The sequence below is a fragment of the Streptomyces sp. NPDC026538 genome (genome assembly GCF_055567535.1).
Genome location: NZ_JBVHQG010000001.1, coordinates 1,184,390 through 1,199,254 on the forward strand (window position 1 = coordinate 1,184,390; position 14,865 = coordinate 1,199,254).

Here is a 14,865-nt window from a genome sequence, read left to right on the forward strand (position 1 = left end):
GTCAACCCCTGGCGGAAACAGATGACTTGGCGTTCTCGGAGAATGCGGGTCCGGAATGGGTCGGGGCGAGGAGTTTCAGCAGCAGCTCACGCAGGTCCTGCTCGCCGCCGGGGCCGAGCATGGCGGAGACGTCCCCGGCGAGTTCCGCGACGGCCCGGGCCACCACGGCGAGCTGCTCACGGCCGAGTTCGGTCACCTCCAGGGCGTACCGGCGCCGGTCGTGCGGATCGCGGCCGCGGCGCACCAGGCCCAGCTTGACGAGTTCGTCGACCAGTTGGGAGGCGGCCGGCCCGGTGATGGCGAGCAGCTCGGCGAGCCGCTGCTGGGAGATGGCCCCGAGGACGTCGAGAGCGGACAGCGGGCCGTAGTGGCGCACCCTGAGCCCGGTGCCGGCCAGCTTGTCGTCGCCGTGCTTGCGCAGCCGGTGATGGGCCTGCGCAACCAGGTACTCGGTGCCCTGCACGAGCGGCTGCGCGGACTCCGGCAGCAGCCGGGCGAGCAGTTCGTCGAGCCGGGCGGTCTCCTCGGGGGTCAGTACGGCGGTGAGCCGGGCGTCCCGCTCGGCGACCGCCCGCCGCCTGGCCTCCACGGCCTCCCGTCCCCGGTCGGTCAGGGAGAGCACGTACTGGCGCCGGTTGTCGGGGTTGCGGGTGCGCCGGACCTCGTCGCGGTCCTCCAGCCGGTCGATGACGCCGACCATGATGGTGCGGTTGATGCCGAGCCGCTCCGCGAGGTCGAGCTGGGACTCCCAGTCGTGGCCGGTGAGCGCGTCGAGGACCAGGAAGTCGCGGGAGTCGCTGTCTCCGCCGTCGCCGCTGGCGGCGAACTGCGCGTAGACCCGGCGCAGGAGGTAGCCGATGAAGCCGGTGAGCGCATCCGGGAGGACTCCGGGGATCTCCGCGGTCTCCTCGGTCCGGGTCACCGGACCCGGCTCCGCATCGCCTGAACGCCGCAAGACAGCACCTCCTTCCCGAGTATATGCACCTGGTCGCACACCGTTCGGCCCGCTGCACCGCCCCGGGAACGCCCGGGGTGGCCCGGCGGCACGGAGGGGTCAGCGCGCTCGATCGTCGCGTACCAGTTCGATCAGGGAGCGGACGGCGGACGCCTGGCCGCTCGCCCGGTACACCCCGGCCACCGCGAGACCGGCCTGCGCGGCGAGTTGCTCCAGCTCGTCCAGGGAGCGTTCGACGCCGCCGAAGTAGGCCATCATCCGCAGGTCCATGCCGGTCTCGGCGCCGTCGCCGGTCTCCTCGACGACGAGCACCCGCCCGTCCTCGGCGACGGCGTCGGCGCAGCGCCGCAGGATCTGCAGGGCCTCCTTGTCCGTCCAGTTGTGCAGGACGGAGGAGAGCACGTAGGCGCCGCCGCCCGCGGGCAGTTCCTCGAAGAAGCTGCCGGGGACGACGTCGGCGCGGCCGTCCAGGCCGGCGGCCCGGAAGTGCTCCTCGGCGCGGGCCGCCGTGCCGGGCAGGTCGACGACCGTGCCGCGCAGCGTCGGGTGGGCGGCGAGCAGACCGGTGAGCAGCACCCCGCTGCCGCCGCCGACGTCGTAGACATGGCCGCGCGCGGACCAGTCGTAGGCGGCGGCGATCGAGGGGACGTCACGGGACAGGTTGTCGGCCATCACCGCGTCGAAGGACTCGGCGAGCGCGCGGTCGGTGTCCAGGTCGTCCCAGAAGGCGATCTGGTAGCGGACCGGGTAGGCGGGCTCGCCGGTGCGGACGGTGTGCGGCAGGTCCACCAGGCTGAGGTCACCGCGGCCGATCGCGCCCTCGGTGTCGATCAGCCGGACCTGGGCGCCGGGGTGGTCGGAGCGCAGCTGCTCGCCGAGTTCCGTGAGCCCGTAGGTCTCGCGGTCCTCGGCGCGGGTGAGGACGCCGACGGTGACCAGGTGGCGCAGCACCCGGTCGAGGGACTCGGCGTGCAGCCGCTCGGCCTGGGCGATGCCGACGGCGGTGGCGGTGCCGGCGGCGATGTGGTCGGCGACCCGGTAGGTGGCGGCCACCCGCACGGCCATGGGGGTGACCAGGTCGGCCAGCTCCCACAGGGCGAGGGAACGCCGCTGTCCCGGGACTTCGCTCCGGTCGGTCATGTCAGCCTCCTGGCAGTCGTGGGGGGAGAGGTCGGAGGGGGGTGCCGGCGGCCCCGCCCGGGTGGACAGGGCGGGGCCGCCGGGCCGGGTCACAGGGCGGCGGGAGCGGGCTCGCCGTCCTGGTGGGGCTGGGGGGCCGTGCTCGGCAGGGTGATCAGGGCCACGATCAGGGCCAGCAGGTACAGGCCACCGCCGAACAGGAACCCGTACGAGTAGCCGGTGGTCAGGGCGTGCGGGACGCTGCCCGGCAGCTCGTGGTCGGTGATGGCGGTGGCCGCCGCGGCCAGCGCGGCCAGGCCGATGGCGCCGCCGATCTGCTGGGCGGTGTTGACCAGGCCGGAGGCCGCGCCGGTGGCCTGCGGGGCGACCCCGCGGACACTGACGATGGTGACGGCCACGAAGACCATGCCGAGGCCGAGACCGGCGACCAGCTGGGCCGGCAGCAGGGCCGCCCACGGGTTCTGGCCGGGCTCGATGAAGCTGAACCAGACCATGCCCGCGACGCCGATCAGCAGACCGAGGGCGACGACGTTGCGCTCGGGCATCTTGGCGAGCAGCTGCGGGCCGAGACCGCCGGCCGCGATGCCCATGCCGAGGGCGAAGGGCAGGTAGGCGACGCCGGTGACCATCGGGGCGTAGCCCTTGACGATCTGCATGTAGAGGGTCAGGAAGTAGAAGGTGGCGAGCATGCCCGCGCCGACCAGGAACATGATCAGGTTGGCGCCGACCCGGCCCTTGTCGGCCAGCACGCCGCTCGGGATCATCGGCGCCCGGCTGGAGCGCTGGATGGCGACGAAGGCGATGATCAGGACGAGTGCGACAGCCAGGCCGATCAGGGTGACGCCGTCGCCGAAGCCCTTGTCGCCGGCGCGGTTGATGGCGTAGACGAGCGAGCCGAAGCCGAGGGTCGCGGTGAGCGCGCCGGGCACGTCGACCTTGCCGCGCTCGCGCTCGCCCTCGACGAGGACGCTGGTGCCGAACAGGACGGCCAGGGCGATCGGGACGTTCACGAACATCACCCAGCGCCAGCTGAGGTACTCGGTGAGCGCGCCGCCGAGCAGCAGACCCACGACCGAGCCGAGGCCGCCCATCGCGCCGTAGACGCCGAGCGCCTTGTTGCGGGCCGGGCCCGCGGGGAAGGTGGTGGCGAGCAGGGAGAGGGCGGTGGGGGCGGCGATCGCGGCGCCCGCGCCCTGGATCACCCGGGCCACGATCAGGAGTTCACCGCTCTGGGCCAGGCCGCCGAGCAGCGAGGCGGCGGTGAACAGGATCAGGCCGGTGCGGAAGACCCGGCGGCGGCCGAAGAGGTCACCGGCGCGGCCGCCTGCCAGCAGCAGACCGCCGAAGGCGAGCGCGTAGGCGGTGACGATCCAGCCGAGGCTGGACTCGCTCAGCCCCAGGGCGTTCTGCATGCTCGGCAGGGCGACGGCGACGATCGTGTTGTCGAGGACGAGCATGAGCTGGGCCGTGGCGATCACGAGTAACGCGAGTCCGAGCTTGCCGTCCTGCTGCGGCGGAGCCGCGGCCTTGGGGACGGCCTGAGTGCGGTCTTGCAGCGACATGGGATGTCTCCGTGTCTGTCTCAGGGTTGGGGGGTGTCGAGCGGAACCTTCGGGATCCGGTCAGCGGGTGGTGGAGGCGGTCTTGGGGGTCCAGATGTCGAGGTCCTCGTAGGCCTGGCGCCAGTCGTTCTCGTAGGCGTTGCGCAGCGGTGCGGGCATCTTGCCGATGATGTTCGCGACCTTGACGGCGCCGATGTCGTCGAGCAGCCAGGGCAGGTAACGGGAGGAGTCGTCGCCGATCCGGGTGCGCTGCTCGGCGCTGAAGGCCTGCCACTGCTCCTGGGAGAGCGTGATGTCCATCAGTGCCAGGGCGTCCCGCTCCTCGTGGTCGAGGTGGCCGCCGAGCCGGGTGTAGAGGGTGTCGGTCAGGCCGGTCAGGCGCTCCAGGCCCGAGTCGCGGTCGGCGAGGGCCGCGTCGATGTCGGCGAGCAGCGGGTCGATGACGCCGTGCTCGGCCTCCATGTCGGCGAGCAGGGCCAGTTCGGCGTCCTGGCCGGCCAGGGCCGCTTCCATGACCGGCCAGACCATGTCGTCCTCGGAGGTGTGGTGGACGGTCAGGAACTTCTTGAACAGCTCCCAGCCGACCGCGGTGCTCAGCACGTGCCGGGGGTCCTCGTCGACCCGCGCGGTGATCCGGGCGATCCGCTCCAGTTCGCGTCGCAGGGCGTCGTGGATCGCGAACATCATCGTCATGTCGAGGTTCTTGAATTCCTGGCTCATCACTCTCTCCCTCACTGCTGCGTCGTCGTACTGCGAGAGTATCGTCAACCCGCTTATCTATCAAGCTTCCAACTAGCAGTCTTCCAACCATCAGGGCTTGAACTATGCGCCGGATCCGGGCTGACGCCGCTGCCGCTCCCGAAGGCGCAGGTCAGCGCGTACTCGTGGGCTGCAGAGCGGGTTCGTCCTGGTCGATTCCGGCCGGTTCCTGTCCCTGCTCCTCGTCGGCCCCCTTGCGGATACGGGTCAGCGCGGGGGTGGTCATGGCGGTGGTGAGCAGGGCCATCAGCACCAGGACGGTGAACAGCTCGGGGCCGATGACACCGAGACCCAGCCCGATGTTGAGCACGATCAGCTCGGTCAGACCGCGGCAGTTCATCAGCGCGCCCAGCGACATGGAGTCCCGCCAGTCACGGCCGGAGAGCCGGGCCGCGAGGGTGCCGCCGCCCCACTTGCCGACCACGGCGACGGCGAGCACGGCGCCCGCCCACAGCCACTGGGTGGCGTTGCCGCCGAGCAGCCCCACATCGGTCTTGAGCCCGGTGCTGACGAAGAACAGCGGCAGCAGCACCGGCACGGCGAAGGACCGCATCCGAGCCGCGGCGACCTCGATCCGCCGGCTGCCGCGCGGGGCGATCACGCCGAACAGGAAGGCGCCGAACAGCGCGTGCACACCGATCCGGTCGGTGGCGTACGCGGACAGGCTCAGCCCGCCGAACAGCACCACCAGCACGACACCGTCGGCGTACCGCCGCTCGGCCCGCGCCGCCCACCGGGCGAGCAGCGGTCGTACGACCACGAACATCACGGCCGCGAAGCCGACCGCGTAGCCCGCGGTGACCAGCGCGTCCGTGGGCGAGCCGCTCTTCGTCACCGCGACGACGGCGGCCAGCAGGCACCAGGCGGTGACGTCGTCCACCGCCGCGCTGGCCATCGCGAGCACGCCGACCCGGGTCCGGTACAGGCCCCGGTCGGTCAGGATGCGGGCCAGCACGGGGAACGCGGTGATGCTCATCGACACGGCGATGAACAGCACGAACGGCAGCTTTCCGATGCCGTCCGGGGCGAACCGGCTGTACATGCCGAGCGCCAGCAGTACGCCCAGCACCAGCGGCAGCGCGATCCCGGCCTGCGAGACGGCGACGGCGGTTCTGCTGTTGCCGCGCAGGGACTTGAGGTCGAGCTCCAGACCTACGAGGAACATGAACACGAGCAGCCCGATGTTCCCGAGCACGCCGATGTAGGGCAGCGCCGAGGCGGGGAACAGCCAGCCCTGCGCGTCCGGCCAGAGCCAGCCCAGCAGCGAGGGACCGAGCAGTATGCCGACGAGGATCTCGCCGACGACCGGGGGTTGCCCGAGCCGCTTGAGAAGCTGAGCCCCGGCCCGGCAGGCAAGGATCACCACGGGCACGGCGACGAGTAGAGGAGTGAGCGGATCGGGGGCGGCGGCAGTTGCCATGACGTTCTCCTGTGAAGAGGGGTCAAGGGGAACGCCCCTTCTTTCGGGGGCGCGGGGAACTGCGCGACAAGCCACGACGGTGCGGCGGTCGTTCACCGGCCCTCCGTGGCACTGCGTTTCGCAGAAGGTGCCGCGATCCGTTGTCGGGCGTCCGCAGGTCCGTCGCGGCTGTTCGCGCCCGCGCGGCGGCAGCCGCACATCGATGCGGCCCCGCACCCCTGACGGGGCGCGTTGTCGGAGCCGGAACTTTCACGTGCCGTAGGGACGAAGAGCCTTGGCCTCGCGCAACGCGGCCGCCCACCAGAGCAGCTGGTCGAGCATCAGCTTGGCCGCGGTCTCGGCCCCCTCCGGCTCCGCCGGGAAGTTGCCGTCCGCGTCGTAGTGCTCCAGCACCCGCGGGAACGTCACCACGTCCTTCATCCCCACGCAGTGGAACTCCGCGAAGATCTGCCGCAGATGCTCGATCGCCCGCACCCCGCCGGCCATGCCGAGCCCGTAGCCGACGAAACCGACCGGCTTGGCCTCCCACTCCGACTGGAAACTGTCGATGAGGGTCTTCAGCGGACCGGGGACACTGCGGTTGTACTCCGGTACGACCACGACGTACGCCTCCGCCCCGGCCAGCCGGGGCCGCAGCGCCGCCGTGCGGGGGTCGTCCGCGTCGAGGCTCGCCGGCAGCGGGTGCTCGGCGACGTCGACGACGTCCAGGACGAGGTCGTCCCGGCGCGCGGTCACCCGCGCGAACCAGCCCGCGACGTCCGGCGCGAGCCGCCCGTCGCGGGCCGAGCCGACCAGCAGCGCCACCCGCAGCGGGCGGGTGACCTGGCCGACGGCGGTCATGTCCGGCCCGCCGGTACCTGCGCGGGCGCCGGGACCGGGGTCAGCGCGATGAACTCGGTGGCCTCGACCCGGGAGAGGATCCGCCGGGTCAGGGCGGGCATCTTCGTCGTACCGTCGTCGCTGAAGACGACCGGGTTGCCGACCTGGATGCGGCGGCCCCGCGTGGTGATCTCGCAGCCGCCCGCCGCCAGGACGTTCTTGACCCAGTCGGAGCCGGGTCCGTACGGCAGCGTGATGACGATGTCGGCGCCGCGCCGGAACAGCTTGACGGGCGTGGCGAACTCCCGGCCGGACTTGCGGCCGCGGTGGTGGACCTTCCCGAACCCGGGCAGCCGGCTGAACAGCGGCCCGACGAGATGGTTGGCGAACCGCCGGTTGAAGCGGGCGACTTTCCTGTCGATCGGCATGTCTCAAGTCCCTTGCTCCGTCGGGCACGTCGATTCCGTGGCGGTGCGGCCCGGCCCCCGCCGCCGTCAGCGGGGGCCGGGCGCACGGCCGGTCGCGGCTCAGGCCGCGGGCTTGCCCGCCGGGGTCAGCGGGCCGACCGGCTTGCCGCCGGACTGGAGGAACTTCTGCAGCGAGAAGTTGTCGACGATGCCCCAGCGCTCGGCGATCTTGTCGCCCTCGAAGCGGAACCAGATGATCGCCTGGTGCTGCACCTGGAGGCCGGTCGGCTTGATGCCGATGAAGGGACCGGTGTGCTTGCCGTGCATGACCCAGCGGATGGCGGCCTTGTCGCCCATCGAGATGAAGTCGAGGATCTCGTACTTGATCCCGCTGAACGCGGACTGCTGGATCCTGATGGTGTGCTTGAACGCCTCCGGGCCGCGCATGGAGTCGTCGTGGCTGCCGTTGTTGCGGAAGTCGGCGGTGAGGTAGCGGTCGGCGGCCGACAGGTCGCCCAGGTCCAGGCCCTCGTGGAAGACCTTCTCGATCAGTTCCTTCTGCTGGTCCGCGGTGAGCGTGGTGGGCATGGGAGGGTTCTCCTCTGCTGAAGTGGCTGAAGTGGCTGAAGTGACCGTGTTTCCCCGGGTGTCGAGGGTCTTTCGGTCGACCTGGGTCACTCCCCTGGGCACGGCGCCGGTGGTCCACACGATCCGCAGCCGCAGCCGGTCGAAGCGCCAGCCCTCGGGGGTGCGCCGGGCGGTGCCGGTGAAACGGCCGCCGAGCTGGAAGTACTGGGTGGGGTCCGGGGGGAGCGGTGAGCCGTGGTGCACGTGGGAGGCGATCAGGCTCCAGCTGAGCCGGGCCGTGTCGCCGTCCACCTCCACCTGGCTCTCCGAGCCGTGGTGGTGGGTACGGCCCCAGCGCGCCATGATCTCGGTGGTGAAGCCGGCCACCCCGGCCAGGCCCTGGTGGCTGCCCACCGGGAACGTCATCTCGATGTCCTCGGTGAACAGGGAACGCGCCCAGGTCTCGTCGAAGCCGCCCTCGTCGAGGCCCGCCAGATAGCGCCCGGCCAGGTCCCGCAGGCTCAGCACGTCGGTGAGCCGGGCGACTTCGGCCGTCATGACACCCGGCGCGCTTCGGTCTGGGCGTCCGTCGCGTAGATCACGACGTCGTCGGGGCCGTGCACGACGGCCTTGCCCTCGCCGGTGAGCGCACCGTCCTCGTGCCGGGCGGTGATGTCGATCTGTATGTACGCGGCCCGGTGGCCGTTGGGGCTGATCTGGGTGACGTCGAGGTTGAAGTCCTCGCGCAGGGAGAACTCCACGGAGTCGTCGCCGGTGACGGTCCAGGAGCCGGTGCCGGTGCTCTTCTGCGTGGTGACCGAGAGCGAGCCGTCCGGGGCGAAGGCGACGGTGTACTGGTCGACCTCGCCGTCGTGCGTGACCGTACCCGTCCATTGACCGACGGGTGTCCAGGTGGAAACAGGCATCGACCACACTTCCTCAAGTCGGGGCGGGAGAGAAACAAAAAATCCGCGCCCCGAACGGGACACGGATTTCGAGAAGAAAGCCACGGGCTCGCCAGAAAGGAGCCCGGGTGAAGCGCCACCGCCGTCAGGGCATGGAGGCGCCGAAAAGAGTGTGACACCTCCGTTCGGGTGCGTCAACTTCCCTTTTAGTGAAGCGAGTTGATAGTCAGGCAACCAAAGCAGCCCCCGCGGCAGGGGGATGGGCCGCGGGGGCTGCTTCGCACCGGATCCCCGCACGGATCCGGTTTCTAGCGGGTGCTGGTCGGTAAATTTCGCGTGTCGGCGAAGGCTTACTCGAATTCACGTTGATTACAGGGTCTCGCGCCGCCTATTCGGTCTCGCCCCTGCGGGCCAGTGCGAACAGTTCGTCGAGGTCGTACTCGGCACGGCGCGGACCGCCGTGCCGGGTGATCTTGCCGCGGCTGGCCCATTTGCGGATGGTCGCCTGGGTGACGCCCATCGCGAGGGCCGCCAGCTCCGTCGGCACCCGGCGCGGCTTCGCCGCCCCGCCCGCCGGCCGTGTCGGCTCGGTCATGCCGTTCACCTCCTTTCGTCGGGCCGCCGCCCCGTCAGGCCGCTTCCCGTATCCGGTGCGCGACCAGCAGCCACTGGCGCGGGGGCAGCGCGTGGCCGTCGTCGCAGGTGACGTGGCTCGGCACCCGGTCGCCGCCGTCCGCCGGCAGTACGCCGTAGAGCGTTCCGGCGCACTCCGCCCGGGTGCACGGGCCGAGCGCGAACCGGCGCACCGGGCCCGGGCCGAGCAGGGCGCGGAGGTCGCCGAGCAGTTCGGCGAGTTCCTCGTCGAAGTCCGGTCCCGCCGGGTGCCCGGCGAGCCAGGGCAGCTGCCGGCGCAGGAACCGCACCAGCGCGCCCATCTGGCGGTCGGCGGGCCGGGTGCCGGTGCGCTCGTCCACGACGAGCCGCGCCCACAACGTCATCACCTCGGTGGTCCGGCTGCGCAGCGCGAGGGCCCGTTCGTCGAGCACGATGCCGACGGTGGCGCGGCTGCCGCTCACCCGCTCGCGCAGCACCGGACCGCCGGGCACCAGCGCCTGGTCGCTCTCCCGGTACAGGTCGAGGAGGGTACGCAGGGCGCCGTCGATCCGGTCCAGACAGCGGACGCAGATCCGTCCGCAGCGCCGGCCGCAGTCGCGGCTGCGATGGTCCTCCGTGAGTCGCTCGAACTCTTCCATTCGGATCCCCCGAATCCTTGGCCCTTGCGGAACTGCCACCAGTCTCACGAGGGTCGCCGGGCCGTTCAACGCACGGCGGTTCAGGGTTCCCACAATCCTGCGCAGCTCTGTCAGCGGAGTGTCAAACCAGTGTCAAGTGGCCGGATATGATCACTGTTACAAACAGACCTGTCTGATTGAGGATCAACTCGGATCGTCTCCCCCTGCGCATGTTTCTGGACAACCACCCTTGCCGCCTGGGACGTTCGGATTCTGTGGAGATCGTGCGGAGGTAGGACCATGCCGGGGTCCTTCCAGGAAACAGGCATGGTTGTATGATTCTCACCATCATTGACATCGGTGTCCGCGAGCAGTGCGCGCACCGGGCACACTGTTGGCAGGGAAGGCGGGTACGACCTGATGCAGGCGCGATCCGAGCAGACGCGTCAGGCTCTCCTCCATGCCACCGCCGAGCTCATCGCGGACGGCCGGCTGTCCGACGCGGGGCTGGTCAACATCTGCCGCCGGGCCGGCGTCAGCCGGGGGGCGCTCTACCACCACTTCTCCTCCACCACGGCCCTGACGGCCGCCGTGTACGAGGAGGCCCGGCAGCGGGTCGAGGCGCTGACCGAGGAAGCGTTCTCGGGTTCGGCGGCGGACGCGCCGAAGCGCTTTCTGTTCGCGCTCGGCGAGGCCATGCGCACCGAGAAGATCGTCCGGGCGGGCATGCAGCTGGCCGCGGACGGCTCGGCCGGGCCGCCCCGGCTCCGCGACGACATGCTGGCCGCAGTCCACGAGCGGGTCACCGAGGCTCACAAGGAGGCCGAGGAGCCGGCCGATGATCTCGCGGACCTGGCCGTGGTGATGGCCGCGGGCATCGAGACCCTGGGGCACACCGACCCGAGCTGGTGGGACGGCGAGATCAGCCAGCGACTGTGGCGGCTGCTGCGCCCGCTGTTCGACCGCGACCGGCCCAACCGGGGCGGGGAGCGCCGGATCTGACCCGCCGCCGGACCACCGTCGCGCGCACCCGGGCATCCATGCGCCCGCGCACCCGTGTGCCCTGCACCCGCCGCCGGTCCGCCCCCGAGGGGCGGCCGGGGAACCGGTTGGTAGGGCCAGTCAGTCCGTCGGCGGTGTCGTGCGCAGCCGGCCGACCAGACCGGGCGTGGCGAGCCCGGGCAGCAGGAACTTCCAGAAGACGCTGGTGCGTTCGGGCAGGTCGGCGCGGCCGGAGTAGGCCTGGGACATGATCTGCAGGCCGGTGAAGGAGCCGACGATGAGCGAGGCGACCTCGCGCACATCCACCCCGGGGAGGATCTCGTCCCCTTTCTCGGCCTCCTGCAGCAGCGTCAGGATGGTTTCCATGGACTGTTCGTAGGTGGTCTTCGGCGGGCAGTCGAACGAGGTCTGCTCTATGGTCAGCCGCACGCTCGCGCGCAGCACCGCGTCGTGCTGGAGGCGCCGGGCGAACTCCAGGGTCAGGTCGATCACCGACTGCAGCCTGACCGGCCGTTCGGGCACTTGCAAGGCCTCGGCGTGCGCCTGCACCAGCGCCAGCGCGATGGCTTCCTTGGAGGGGAAGTGATGGTAGAGGGAACCGCGGGTGAGTCCGGTGCGGGCCAGGATCTCGTTGGTGCTGGCGGCGTCGTAACCGCGCTCGTCGAAGACCTGGGCCGCCGCCTCCAGGATCGACCGCCGTGACCGCTTGCCGCGTTCTTGCTGAGCCATGCCAGATCCCTACGCTCTCCCACTGAATTCAACAGACTTGTCTGTATCGTAAGCCGCATACACGGCCCACGGTCAGTACCGCGGCGGGAGTTCTCAGAAAGCGGTTCCGTCGCCGGACGCCGGAACGGGGCATGACCTCGGGGAACGCGCGGGAGCGCTAGGGGGAGCCGATCCGGAAACCGACCCCCCGGACGGTGACGATCCAGGCACTGGAGCCCAGTTTGCCGCGCAGGGTGCCGACATGGGTGTCGACCGTGCGGCCGCGCGGGGACCACGCGTCGTCCCACACCTGAGCCATGATCTGGCGCCGTGGGATCACCGTGCTGGGCTGCGAGGCCAGCAGGTGCAGGAGGTCGAACTCCTTGCGCGTCAGGTCCAGCGGCCGTCCGTCGAGGGTGGCCGTCCGGGCGCCCGGGTCGACGCGCAGCGGCCCGTGGGTGACGACCCGGCCGGCGGCCGGCTGGGCCGTCGGCCGCACCTGCGCGCGCCGCAGCACCGCCTCCATCCGGGCCAGTAACTCCCGGAACCCGTACGGCTTGACGAGGTAGTCGTCCGAGCCGGCCTGCAGGCAGAGCACACAGTCGAGCTCCGAGCCGCGCGCGGTGACGGAGATGATCGGCAGATCGCTGACCGCCCGGATGCCGCGGCACACCTCGAGACCGTCCAGGTCGGGCAGGTCGAGGTCGAGCAGCACCAGGTCGGCCTCGCGGTGCCCGCGCAGCGCCTGGGCGCCGGTGGTCGCGCCGTGGGTGGCGTACCCGTGCCGGACCAGACCCTGCCGGAGGGTGTCGGAGGCCCGTGGGTCGTTCTCGACGACCAGGATGTTCAGGACCCCCGCCCGGGGCGCGCCCTGCGCGGGAGCCGGGCGGCCCGGATGCCCGCCCGGGGCGAGCGGGACGAGCGGGCCGTGCGAGCGGTGGCGCCGCGCCGACGGCGCCACGAGATCCGCGTACTGGCGGTTCATCTGTTCCCCCTGAGGCACATCCACGTCATCTCGGACTGCGGGTTCACGACCAGACCGTACCAAACAGACTTGTCTGATTGTCAACTGGCGAGGTGACACGGCGCGGCGCTCCGGCCCCGCCTGACCCGCGCCGCGATGAGCTGCGATTTCATCGGATTACCGGACAAGTGGGAGGTGGGACTCCACTCAGGAGGCTCCAGGAAAGACTTGACCAAGGACTATGCCTCTTCAATAAACCATACAAGGTTGTACGTTTCGCGGATGCAATTCCGGCATAACGGTCAGTCGTTCGCGACGGTCGGACGGGCGGAGTTCCGGACTCCCCCAAGAAATCGACTGGCCTCTTGCAGAACCGGACCGACCTGTCTGTATCTTGTGGCTAGAACGTCGGCCACGGGGGGTGACAGCCGGCGTACGGCTTGTTGCCCCCTCCCCGTCACACCGACACAGGAGCGCTGCACATGCCGCACCTCACCGAACGGATCCTCGCCCACAAGCCCCTGCTCCCCGTGCTGACCACCACCGTGCCGCGTGAGTACGTCCATCGCGCGGCGGTCTCCGAGGTCCTCCTCACCGGCTGGGAGCCCGACGAGTCCCCCGCCGCCGACGGTCCCGGCGCCGCGGCCGGTTTCGTCGTCCGGGCCCAATGGCCGCGCTGCCACGCCCTGTTCGCCCCCGACCGGGGCTACCAGGACCCCATGCTGCTGATCGAGTCCGTCCGTCAGGTCGGCTCCCTGCTCGCCCACGCCGAGTTCGACGTCCCGTTCGGCCACCAGTTCCTCATGTCTGACATGTCCGTGACCACCGAGCCGGAACTGCTCGTCGCGGACGCGGTCCCCACCGATGTCGAGATGCACACGGTCTGCCGCGACGTCGTCCGCCGCGCGGGCCGGCTGCGGGAGATGCGTTACGACGTCACGGTGGTCCGCGAGAACGGCGCCCGGGCCACCGCCTCGGCCGCGTTCCGCTGCATGAGCCCGGACGTGTACCGGCGGATGCGCGGAGAGCGCCCCACCACCGGCCGCACCCCGCCACCGGCCCTCGACCCGGCCGCGGTGGGCCACGCCGGCCCCCGGCACGTCGTCCTCGGCGAGCCCGCGCCGGGCACCCGCGGCCGATGGGAACTGCGGGTGGACACCGCGCACCCGACCTACTTCGACCACCCTGTTGACCACATACCCGGCATGTTCCTCCTGGAGGCCGCCCGGCAGGCCGCGCACGCCCGCACCGGGGTGCCCGGCGCCCTCCTGCTCGGCCTGCGCAGCGAGTTCGTGCGGTACGCCGAACTCGACGCGCCCTGCTGGATCACGGCCGACCCCGAGCCGTACGGCGGCGCGGGCGACCTGCTGGTACGGGTGCGCGGCAGCCAGCGGCAGGAGACGGTCTTCACCGCGGAACTCGTCCTGCGGCCACGTGTCCGCTGACCCCGACCGCCTTCCGGGAGAGTCCCCGTGTCCACCATCCTCATCACCGGCGCGTCCGGGTTCGTCGGGGCGCACGTGACACACGAGGCGCGACTGCGGCGCGCCGAGCTCAGGCTCATGACCCACCGCAGGTCCCTGCCCCGGGCCTGCCCCGGGGTGCGGACCGTGTCCGCGGATCTGACCGATCCCGGCTCGCTGCGCGGGGTCTGCGACGGGGTCGACGTCCTGCTGCACTGCGCTTCGCAGATCGGCGGGAGCGCGGCGGCCAACGAGGCCGTCAACGCACGTGGTACGGCGGCGCTGGTCGCCGAGGCCCGGCGCGCGGGGGTACGCCGGATCGTCCAGCTCAGCACCGCCTCCGTCTACGGCCGCGGCACCTTCCGCGGCTCCCGCCCCGAGGAGCTCACCCGCAACCCGGGCTCCGTCACCTCCCGCACCCGCGCGGCGGCCGAGGACGCGGTCCTCGCCGCCGGCGGTGTGGTGCTCCGCCCCCATCTGGTCTTCGGCGAAGGGGACCTGTGGGTCGGGCCCAACCTGGCCCGGCTGCTGCGCGCCCTGCCGGGTGTGGTGGCCGGCTGGCCGGCGCGGGCGTCGGTGATCACCGCGCCGGACCTGGCCCGGCTGCTGGTGGCCACGGCGCTCGCGCCGGAGGCGGCACTGACCTCGCGGGTGTACCACGCGGCGCATCCCGTGCCGGTCACCGTGGGCAGTGCGCTGCGGGCGGTCGCCGAGTGCGCCGGGATCGCCTGGCCGCACGACAACCTCACCGTCGAGGGGGCCAAGGCGATCCTCGCCGCGAAGGGCGTCCCGCCGGGCACGCTCGACATCCTGACCACGGACCACTTCTTCGCGGCGGACGCGCTCTGGTCCGACCTCGGCGAGTCGCCGGCCGCGGGTTTCGCGAGCTGCTTCCGCCGTGCGGAACGGTGGTACCGGTCGACGCTGGCGGGGGTCTGACCGCCGGCCCCGCGGACGCCGCG

The 14,865-nt window shown here is 71.4% G+C and carries 16 protein-coding genes; 3 read left to right on the top strand and 13 right to left on the bottom strand.

The window, feature by feature from the left end; all coding sequences use genetic code 11:
* Position 1 precedes the first annotated feature (1 nt).
* The 11 genes from ACZ4N4_RS05330 to ACZ4N4_RS05380 all read right to left on the bottom strand — a co-directional run bounded on the left by ACZ4N4_RS05330 (position 2) and on the right by ACZ4N4_RS05380 (position 9,787).
* Positions 2-922, bottom strand: a complete 921-nt coding sequence (locus tag ACZ4N4_RS05330; RefSeq protein WP_467584602.1) for a MarR family winged helix-turn-helix transcriptional regulator — start codon at positions 920-922, stop codon at positions 2-4.
* A 132-nt stretch (positions 923-1,054) separates the two neighbouring features.
* On the bottom strand, positions 1,055-2,095 hold the full coding sequence (locus ACZ4N4_RS05335; RefSeq protein WP_467584605.1) for a methyltransferase: 1,041 nt from the start codon (positions 2,093-2,095) through the stop codon (positions 1,055-1,057).
* Between the two features lie 89 nt (positions 2,096-2,184).
* Positions 2,185-3,657: an MFS transporter gene (locus ACZ4N4_RS05340; protein WP_453578489.1), complete on the bottom strand. Its 1,473-nt coding sequence runs from the start codon at positions 3,655-3,657 to the stop codon at positions 2,185-2,187.
* 60 nt (positions 3,658-3,717) lie between these two features.
* A complete protein-coding gene (locus ACZ4N4_RS05345; RefSeq protein WP_467584609.1) occupies positions 3,718-4,377 on the bottom strand; it encodes a hemerythrin domain-containing protein in 660 nt (219 codons plus the stop codon).
* A gap of 151 nt (positions 4,378-4,528) precedes the next feature.
* Positions 4,529-5,836 (bottom strand): cation:proton antiporter, encoded by a 1,308-nt coding sequence (locus ACZ4N4_RS05350; protein WP_467584615.1) that lies wholly within the window; start codon positions 5,834-5,836, stop codon positions 4,529-4,531.
* 249 nt (positions 5,837-6,085) lie between these two features.
* Positions 6,086-6,676, bottom strand: coding sequence for an NADPH-dependent FMN reductase (locus ACZ4N4_RS05355; protein WP_467584617.1), 591 nt, complete (start codon positions 6,674-6,676; stop codon positions 6,086-6,088).
* The gene (locus ACZ4N4_RS05360) at positions 6,673-7,083 is read right to left on the bottom strand and encodes a nitroreductase family deazaflavin-dependent oxidoreductase (protein WP_365800852.1); all 411 of its coding nucleotides are present in this window, start codon (positions 7,081-7,083) and stop codon (positions 6,673-6,675) included. Before ACZ4N4_RS05360 ends, ACZ4N4_RS05355 begins: the two co-directional genes overlap by 4 nt.
* Before the next feature lie 99 nt (positions 7,084-7,182).
* Complete coding sequence (locus ACZ4N4_RS05365) at positions 7,183-8,187, bottom strand: ester cyclase (RefSeq protein ID WP_467584621.1); 1,005 nt, start codon at positions 8,185-8,187, stop codon at positions 7,183-7,185.
* Entirely contained in the window at positions 8,184-8,555 is a 372-nt protein-coding gene (locus tag ACZ4N4_RS05370; RefSeq protein WP_450755840.1) for a dehydrogenase, read from the bottom strand. Before ACZ4N4_RS05370 ends, ACZ4N4_RS05365 begins: the two co-directional genes overlap by 4 nt.
* A 367-nt stretch (positions 8,556-8,922) precedes the next feature.
* A complete protein-coding gene (locus ACZ4N4_RS05375; protein WP_360483558.1) occupies positions 8,923-9,129 on the bottom strand; it encodes a hypothetical protein in 207 nt (68 codons plus the stop codon).
* Between the two features lie 34 nt (positions 9,130-9,163).
* Positions 9,164-9,787, bottom strand: coding sequence for an OvmZ protein (locus tag ACZ4N4_RS05380; protein WP_453578476.1), 624 nt, complete (start codon positions 9,785-9,787; stop codon positions 9,164-9,166).
* Between the two features lie 399 nt (positions 9,788-10,186).
* Here ACZ4N4_RS05380 and ACZ4N4_RS05385 point away from each other — a divergent pair, with 399 nt between their 5' ends.
* Positions 10,187-10,768 carry a TetR family transcriptional regulator gene (locus ACZ4N4_RS05385; RefSeq protein WP_467584626.1) on the top strand — a complete coding sequence of 194 codons (582 nt, stop codon included), beginning with the start codon at positions 10,187-10,189 and terminating at the stop codon, positions 10,766-10,768.
* 120 nt (positions 10,769-10,888) lie between these two features.
* Here ACZ4N4_RS05385 and ACZ4N4_RS05390 read toward each other — a convergent pair whose 3' ends face one another.
* Positions 10,889-11,497 carry a ScbR family autoregulator-binding transcription factor gene (locus ACZ4N4_RS05390; RefSeq protein ID WP_467584629.1) on the bottom strand — a complete coding sequence of 203 codons (609 nt, stop codon included), beginning with the start codon at positions 11,495-11,497 and terminating at the stop codon, positions 10,889-10,891.
* A gap of 157 nt (positions 11,498-11,654) precedes the next feature.
* Positions 11,655-12,461 carry a response regulator transcription factor gene (locus ACZ4N4_RS05395; RefSeq protein ID WP_453578469.1) on the bottom strand — a complete coding sequence of 269 codons (807 nt, stop codon included), beginning with the start codon at positions 12,459-12,461 and terminating at the stop codon, positions 11,655-11,657.
* Positions 12,462-12,922: 461 nt separating this feature from the next.
* On the opposite strand from ACZ4N4_RS05395, the gene ACZ4N4_RS05400 reads away from it, so the two are divergent.
* The gene (locus ACZ4N4_RS05400) at positions 12,923-13,885 is read left to right on the top strand and encodes a ScbA/BarX family gamma-butyrolactone biosynthesis protein (protein WP_467584632.1); all 963 of its coding nucleotides are present in this window, start codon (positions 12,923-12,925) and stop codon (positions 13,883-13,885) included.
* A 27-nt stretch (positions 13,886-13,912) separates the two neighbouring features.
* Positions 13,913-14,842, top strand: a complete 930-nt coding sequence (locus ACZ4N4_RS05405; protein ID WP_467584636.1) for an NAD-dependent epimerase/dehydratase family protein — start codon at positions 13,913-13,915, stop codon at positions 14,840-14,842.
* Positions 14,843-14,865 lie beyond the last annotated feature (23 nt).

What these genes read in the sequence shown, in the direction of transcription:
- ACZ4N4_RS05335 (WP_467584605.1), bottom strand. Translation starts at nt 2,095, where the DNA reads ATGACCGACCGGAGCGAAGTCCCGGGACAGCGGCGTTCCCTCGCCCTG.
- ACZ4N4_RS05340 (WP_453578489.1), bottom strand. Translation starts at nt 3,657, where the DNA reads ATGTCGCTGCAAGACCGCACTCAGGCCGTCCCCAAGGCCGCGGCTCCG.
- ACZ4N4_RS05345 (WP_467584609.1), bottom strand. Translation starts at nt 4,377, where the DNA reads ATGAGCCAGGAATTCAAGAACCTCGACATGACGATGATGTTCGCGATC.
- ACZ4N4_RS05350 (WP_467584615.1), bottom strand. Translation starts at nt 5,836, where the DNA reads ATGGCAACTGCCGCCGCCCCCGATCCGCTCACTCCTCTACTCGTCGCC.
- ACZ4N4_RS05355 (WP_467584617.1), bottom strand. Translation starts at nt 6,676, where the DNA reads ATGACCGCCGTCGGCCAGGTCACCCGCCCGCTGCGGGTGGCGCTGCTG.
- ACZ4N4_RS05360 (WP_365800852.1), bottom strand. Translation starts at nt 7,083, where the DNA reads ATGCCGATCGACAGGAAAGTCGCCCGCTTCAACCGGCGGTTCGCCAAC.
- ACZ4N4_RS05365 (WP_467584621.1), bottom strand. Translation starts at nt 8,187, where the DNA reads ATGACGGCCGAAGTCGCCCGGCTCACCGACGTGCTGAGCCTGCGGGAC.
- ACZ4N4_RS05370 (WP_450755840.1), bottom strand. Translation starts at nt 8,555, where the DNA reads ATGCCTGTTTCCACCTGGACACCCGTCGGTCAATGGACGGGTACGGTC.
- ACZ4N4_RS05375 (WP_360483558.1), bottom strand. Translation starts at nt 9,129, where the DNA reads ATGACCGAGCCGACACGGCCGGCGGGCGGGGCGGCGAAGCCGCGCCGG.
- ACZ4N4_RS05380 (WP_453578476.1), bottom strand. Translation starts at nt 9,787, where the DNA reads ATGGAAGAGTTCGAGCGACTCACGGAGGACCATCGCAGCCGCGACTGC.
- ACZ4N4_RS05385 (WP_467584626.1), top strand. Translation starts at nt 10,187, where the DNA reads ATGCAGGCGCGATCCGAGCAGACGCGTCAGGCTCTCCTCCATGCCACC.
- ACZ4N4_RS05390 (WP_467584629.1), bottom strand. Translation starts at nt 11,497, where the DNA reads ATGGCTCAGCAAGAACGCGGCAAGCGGTCACGGCGGTCGATCCTGGAG.
- ACZ4N4_RS05395 (WP_453578469.1), bottom strand. Translation starts at nt 12,461, where the DNA reads ATGAACCGCCAGTACGCGGATCTCGTGGCGCCGTCGGCGCGGCGCCAC.
- ACZ4N4_RS05400 (WP_467584632.1), top strand. Translation starts at nt 12,923, where the DNA reads ATGCCGCACCTCACCGAACGGATCCTCGCCCACAAGCCCCTGCTCCCC.